General features: G+C 47.9%; 7 protein-coding genes. 1 reads left to right on the top strand and 6 read right to left on the bottom strand.

The window, feature by feature from the left end:
• Nucleotides 1–107: 107 nt before the first annotated feature.
• Nucleotides 108–575 carry a hypothetical protein gene (locus HMPREF1986_RS10535; protein WP_036600332.1) on the top strand — a complete coding sequence of 156 codons (468 nt, stop codon included), beginning with the start codon at nucleotides 108–110 and terminating at the stop codon, nucleotides 573–575.
• 55 nt (nucleotides 576–630) lie between these two features.
• On the opposite strand, the gene HMPREF1986_RS10530 is transcribed toward HMPREF1986_RS10535, so the two are convergent.
• The 6 genes from HMPREF1986_RS10530 to HMPREF1986_RS13600 form a co-directional block, all read right to left on the bottom strand.
• Nucleotides 631–1,182: a YhcH/YjgK/YiaL family protein gene (locus HMPREF1986_RS10530; protein WP_021774823.1), complete on the bottom strand. Its 552-nt coding sequence runs from the start codon at nucleotides 1,180–1,182 to the stop codon at nucleotides 631–633.
• A gap of 719 nt (nucleotides 1,183–1,901) precedes the next feature.
• Entirely contained in the window at nucleotides 1,902–2,456 is a 555-nt protein-coding gene (locus HMPREF1986_RS10525; RefSeq protein ID WP_009215333.1) for a GNAT family N-acetyltransferase, read from the bottom strand.
• Nucleotides 2,457–2,480: 24 nt separating this feature from the next.
• Nucleotides 2,481–2,954: a GNAT family N-acetyltransferase gene (locus HMPREF1986_RS12665; protein WP_021774821.1), complete on the bottom strand. Its 474-nt coding sequence runs from the start codon at nucleotides 2,952–2,954 to the stop codon at nucleotides 2,481–2,483.
• A 39-nt stretch (nucleotides 2,955–2,993) separates the two neighbouring features.
• On the bottom strand, nucleotides 2,994–4,217 hold the full coding sequence (locus HMPREF1986_RS10515) for an ATP-binding protein (RefSeq protein WP_242837380.1): 1,224 nt from the start codon (nucleotides 4,215–4,217) through the stop codon (nucleotides 2,994–2,996).
• 135 nt (nucleotides 4,218–4,352) lie between these two features.
• The gene (locus HMPREF1986_RS13605) at nucleotides 4,353–4,514 is read right to left on the bottom strand and encodes an AlbA family DNA-binding domain-containing protein (RefSeq protein ID WP_021774819.1); all 162 of its coding nucleotides are present in this window, start codon (nucleotides 4,512–4,514) and stop codon (nucleotides 4,353–4,355) included.
• A 15-nt stretch (nucleotides 4,515–4,529) separates the two neighbouring features.
• Nucleotides 4,530–4,691 (bottom strand): DUF4357 domain-containing protein, encoded by a 162-nt coding sequence (locus HMPREF1986_RS13600; RefSeq protein ID WP_256377464.1) that lies wholly within the window; start codon nucleotides 4,689–4,691, stop codon nucleotides 4,530–4,532.
• Between the last annotated feature and the right edge of the window lie 456 nt (nucleotides 4,692–5,147).

Raw genomic sequence — 5,147 nt, 5'->3', positions numbered from 1 at the left:
AAATGATAGAAAATTGATCTATGCCCAGGGAAGCGTAAAGAAATTTTAAAGAGAAGCTTGAGTGGCTTATTTTTCGGGCTTGGTGTCTATGACAGAAAGGGAAAGACATGCCGAAATATTGGGATAGAGCATTCGCTTCCTTCGCGATAGCCATTTCATGTACCTGTGCCGTGGCGGGGATGATGAAGATCATAAAGCTATCGAAGTTTGCGGAACCTTTATGGGACATATTCAGCTTCTGGTCTATGTTTTTAATCCCCGTGCTGTATATTTTATGCCTTTGCCTTATCATGATCGCTATTGTGAAAGAGATCAAAGCAAACGCCTCTGCCTATGTGATTTTTGCGTGTACAGATGGTGCACTCGCGGCTGTTATCACGATATATGCGTTACATGACATCGTTATCGATACTAATATTTCTTCCGGCTTCTTGGGTCCACTGCTCATCGGCACTGTGCTTCGTGCGGCGGCAGGGCTGTTCGTTCTTGACATGATTGTTTGGCTGTGTGATAAGCTCAAAAAGAAATATAGGGAAAACAGGGAGAAGTGGGAAAAAATGCATCCGATGGACTGACATTTCCCACTTTCACATATTATATATTCTAAATATTATCCGCTGAAATTTTCGATTATTCCATCAGAATTTTGATGACTGCTTTTCGAACATGGGTGCAGGCAGGGGCTCTGCAGCTTGGCTTATGCAGCTCACCGGGAAAGAAGAGGACAAAGCACCCTTTTTTCAGAATGCCCCCGGCGTTCTCCGGACCGGAGGCGAAGCCGCAGTCCTCGGTGAAATGGAAATCGCCCTTCGACTCCGCTTCTTCCGTGAAGCCCCAATGCTCACTTCCGCTTAGGACAAACTGTAAATCCGCATAGCGGCGGTGGTATTCAAAGGCTGCGGCCTCGGCATCCCGCAGCTCGGCATCCATAATGCTGAGAAAAACCTTGTCCCCATCTATGATATTCCTGCCGTTTTCCAGTTCGGTCAGAGTATAACGGCTCAGCCATTCGATGGCAGTGTCCAGGTTGGGATGCAGGCCTTTGTAATGGGTGATATGAGAAAGAGAATCCACAACCATTATCCGGATCACGGAGCCTATGCGGACGGCGGAAGCTCCGCTCTTCTGAGCTCCCGGGACCAGATCGACAGCGACACGATCTTTGGGATATCCGCAGCCCACTGCCAATGCCTCTAATCTCCCAAATACCGCCTTCTGTAAAAATGCTCCGCGCTGCTTTCAAACGGCGCAGGAAATATGCGCAGACTGGAGGATTATCTGAAGCCGGATTCCCCTCTTCCCTCACAGTGAGGCCATGTGAAAATCAAAATGATAGAAAATTGATCTATGCCCAGGGAAGCCTGACCTGAACATCCGCAAGAGACCGGAGACGGACTACGACAGGACGCAGTATATCCCCGTCGGCATTTACACCATCGTGGAGGTGAAGTCTGGCAAAGGCTCGACCGCAGGCTGGGGACGGATCAAGAGCGGCGCAGGATGGATTTCACTCGACTACGCAAGCAGAATTTGATACGGCTTTCTTTTTGACCTGTGGACGTCTTCGGACGCTCACAGGTCTTTGTTATTTTAGGGGGTTCATTTTTCGCTCTCCCGTGAGCTACCTGTAGGAGGTGATTTTTATGACCAAGGAACAGAAAGAGAAAATCATACGCTTCCGCAGGCAAGGTCTATCAAGACGTTATCTTTGATACAAGGATTATGTGTGGAAACAGCTCGGAAACCGCTTGATTTCTGGGCTTTCCGCCACTTTGGCACCCTTGCAGAGGTGCGCCTTGTCGGTATAAATTTGTACGCTGTAGCTGTTGCTTCGCTCAAAAGTGACACCCCCTTCTGCCATCGTTAAAATGTTTGGTATCGTTAAAAGGTATCACGGATGTTCATTTCAGCGGCAGCACCATCAAAATGTCATCGCTATATGTCCCATCATCATATTTGTTCGCATTGGGAATGCGTCCGCACTCTTTAAAGCCCAAGCTTTCATACAGATGGTAAGCCCTGTCATTTCCGCCGACCACAGTCAATTCTGCTTGTTCATACCCTTGTTCTTTTATCTTTTGGAGCAGGACTTCCAGCAGCAGTCTTCCAAGACCAAAGCCCGTATACTTCTGGAACAAGGCAATCCCTATCCCAGCACGATGTTTTGCCCTGCGGCTGCTTGCCTTTCCTTCAAAAGAACAATTTCCGGCATACTCACCATCAACGAACGCGAGTATCAATAAACCGTTCTCTGACTCATTGTGTTCCTTAATAAAACTAAGCTCACCTTCAGTAGTATATTTGACCTCATCAGGCTCGCACATCAAAAATCTCGTCTCTCCGGTGACGGTTTTGAGATAGTCGATCAGCATATTGGCATCATCGGCATTCTCATTTGCGCTGCGAAGCAAAATCTCTTTTCCGTCCAGTTCGTATTTTTCTTCAGGTAAGATCATTTCATTCAGCCTCCAACTTGTCGCTCAAGCCTTCCAGATACTTTTGCTAATTTCATGGACTCCATCGTGATATGCGCCTTCTCCGGTAAAGAAAGTCTGAAAGCCACATTTCTCCAATACACGTCCAGATGCAACATTTTCAAGAAGACGAATCCCATAGACTTCCGATATTCCGACCTGCTCCGCAATCACAGGAAGAAAAGCTGATACCGCTTCTGTTGCGTAGCCCTTCCCTGTGAATGCCTTTGTCACATGGTATCCGATTTCCCACTTGCCGTCCTCGATGGGAACCAGCTGGACATAGCCGATATTTTTATTCTCATCTTTTGTGATTACAGCATAAACCAGAGGCCCTTCCGTAGATCCATACTGAGATATCAGAAATTCCAGTGTTTCATTCGCATCCTCAACTGTCTCAAAAACTTCATCCGGCACGAATCTTCTGGTATCTTCATCCAATGAATTTTTGTGGACATCCATTGCCATGTCCATCGTCATTTCAGTTTTCCGTTTCTAACAATGTACTCATTTTCAACCTCAGCTTTTGTCATTCAAAATATATCTGCCCTTGCCCTGACCGGTAACTGCGACGATGACCTCAGCCTTTTTCATCTCCGTAATAATGCGAAGTGCTTTAGTTTCCTTACAATCAAGGATTTTCTGCACATCCTGTGTGCCGATTACCTGGTTTTCCCTGAGATCCTCCAGCACTGCAATGATGGCAGTTGATGTGATGGCCGTCATCATCCCCTTCTCGTGCAGGCTTCTGATATGTTCAATCCACGCATTTTTTGCATCAATCCACGGATTCGACGTTTCAATCCTCGCGTTTTCCTCTCCAATCCTCGCGTTTTCAGACTCAATCCTCGCATTTCCGGCATTCCTCTGATCTCGATCCGCGCTCATAACCGTCGTTTTGAGGATGAATGTGCTGTTGTTGAATACCGGATCGGGAAGACCGATTGCCTCCAGCTCCTTGCACATCCGGTCAACGCCTTCGCCGTACTCCTTCACATAGCCGTAATCTTTCAGGAACGCAGCGATTTTCGGATTCCGCGAGAAGTGAGTGTAGCGGATGTTCTCCTTCTTCACCATCCCGGCAAAGGTACCGGGACTGTCCACTTCCAGCCGGTCATCAAACATCTTGATCTGGATGTCCGTGCCTTTGATGCCGTAATCCCGGTGAGTAGCGGCATTCACCACAATCTCGGTGCGGACGAATTCACTGTATTCTTCCTCGGTAACGAAAATGCTGTCATGGCCGAGATAGGTTTTTTCCTTCATCTGGATTTTGATGAAGTCAACCGCCTTTTCCACCTGCTCCAGAATGTGTCCTTCAAATATCACATCCTTGACCACGTTCATATCCTTGCCGACCTTTGCCTCCGTACCGTCGTAGCGGATAAAGCGGATAAAGGCGCGGGGGAAGAAGAGCTGCGGATTCTTGCCAAACAGCAGGATTGCTGCTACTGAGACCTGATCCTTCCCATCTTTGACCGTGACGAACTTCTTGTTCTCCCGGACATACTCTTCAGGGGACTTGGTGTATTCGATGCGCTTGCAGTAGCTTCTCACAAAATCCAGATCGAGATCATCGATGGTGGCGTCTGCCACAGGCTCATCCTCGTAATAACGTACACCCTTGGCATACATCAGCGTCATGCGGTCATTGAATTCCAGCTTCTTGCTTTTGTCGCCGACACGAAGGAATGCCTCGTCTGCCTGATTGGCATGGAGCAACGGGCTGGCTTCGATGTGCATCAAAAGCACATGATCCGGCTTCCCTTCGTAATTGACGCATTCCACCATCTCCGTAGTTATCGGAACCGTCGGATTACAGAAATCTATCGGTGTACGCAGGATTTCATTCAGCTGCTCTTCGTGATAATCGACACCTTATATCCGGCGGTGCTTATCCGATATGCCGATGGCAATCGTGCCGCCGTCCGCATTCGCAAAAGCGCAAATGGTATCCGACAGATCCACAGGCTTGATCTGTATGCTCTTTCGGTCAAATATCTGTTTTTCGTTCTTTGCGAGAACTTCTTCTATAGTCATAAGCGTCACCTGCCTTTAAGCTTCATCCGTTGTATCAGCTTCCAGCGATTTCAGTGTCTGCCCGTCTGCCGTTTTCCAGCTTGTCAGACCATTTGCACTCTTACCGACAACGAACATAGCTGCATAGGATGGGCTGGTAAACAGCAAATCCTCCTGAAGAATATGATCGTCATCTATCTGTGATTTTTGCCTGCGTTCCTTTACAACAGCCGGAATCGTATTGTCGTCAATAGGAGATATATGGCTGCCCTGTAAAACAACAAAGCCCTCTGCTGTCTGAATGCCGTCTGCCTCAACTTTTCCAACGGTCTTTATGGTGTTCTGGTCAAGTGTTTTTGTAACACTTATGGCTTAAATTTCATGAAGTTCCTGACGGGAAGCACTCCCATACCACTGCGTCAAGGACAAGCGTCCGGATGGCCGTGCCTGCGGCATCCTTGACGCAGTGGTATGCTCGCACAGGTGTGCAGCCAAGAAGTTGCAGGGCAACTTCTGCAGAATAGGCAGCTGCCTCCTATTTTACGCGATATATCGGGCCTCGAACGGTGTTTTATATCCGTTGTATGAATGCGGACGGGCATGGTTGTATGTGACATAAGCGTATTCCTCAATACTTCTATACAGCTCGTCCTC

The organism is Oribacterium sp. oral taxon 078 str. F0263 (assembly GCF_000469565.1).
Lineage (GTDB): Bacteria > Bacillota > Clostridia > Lachnospirales > Lachnospiraceae > Oribacterium.
This window is presented reverse-complemented; position numbering and strand designations above follow the sequence as displayed.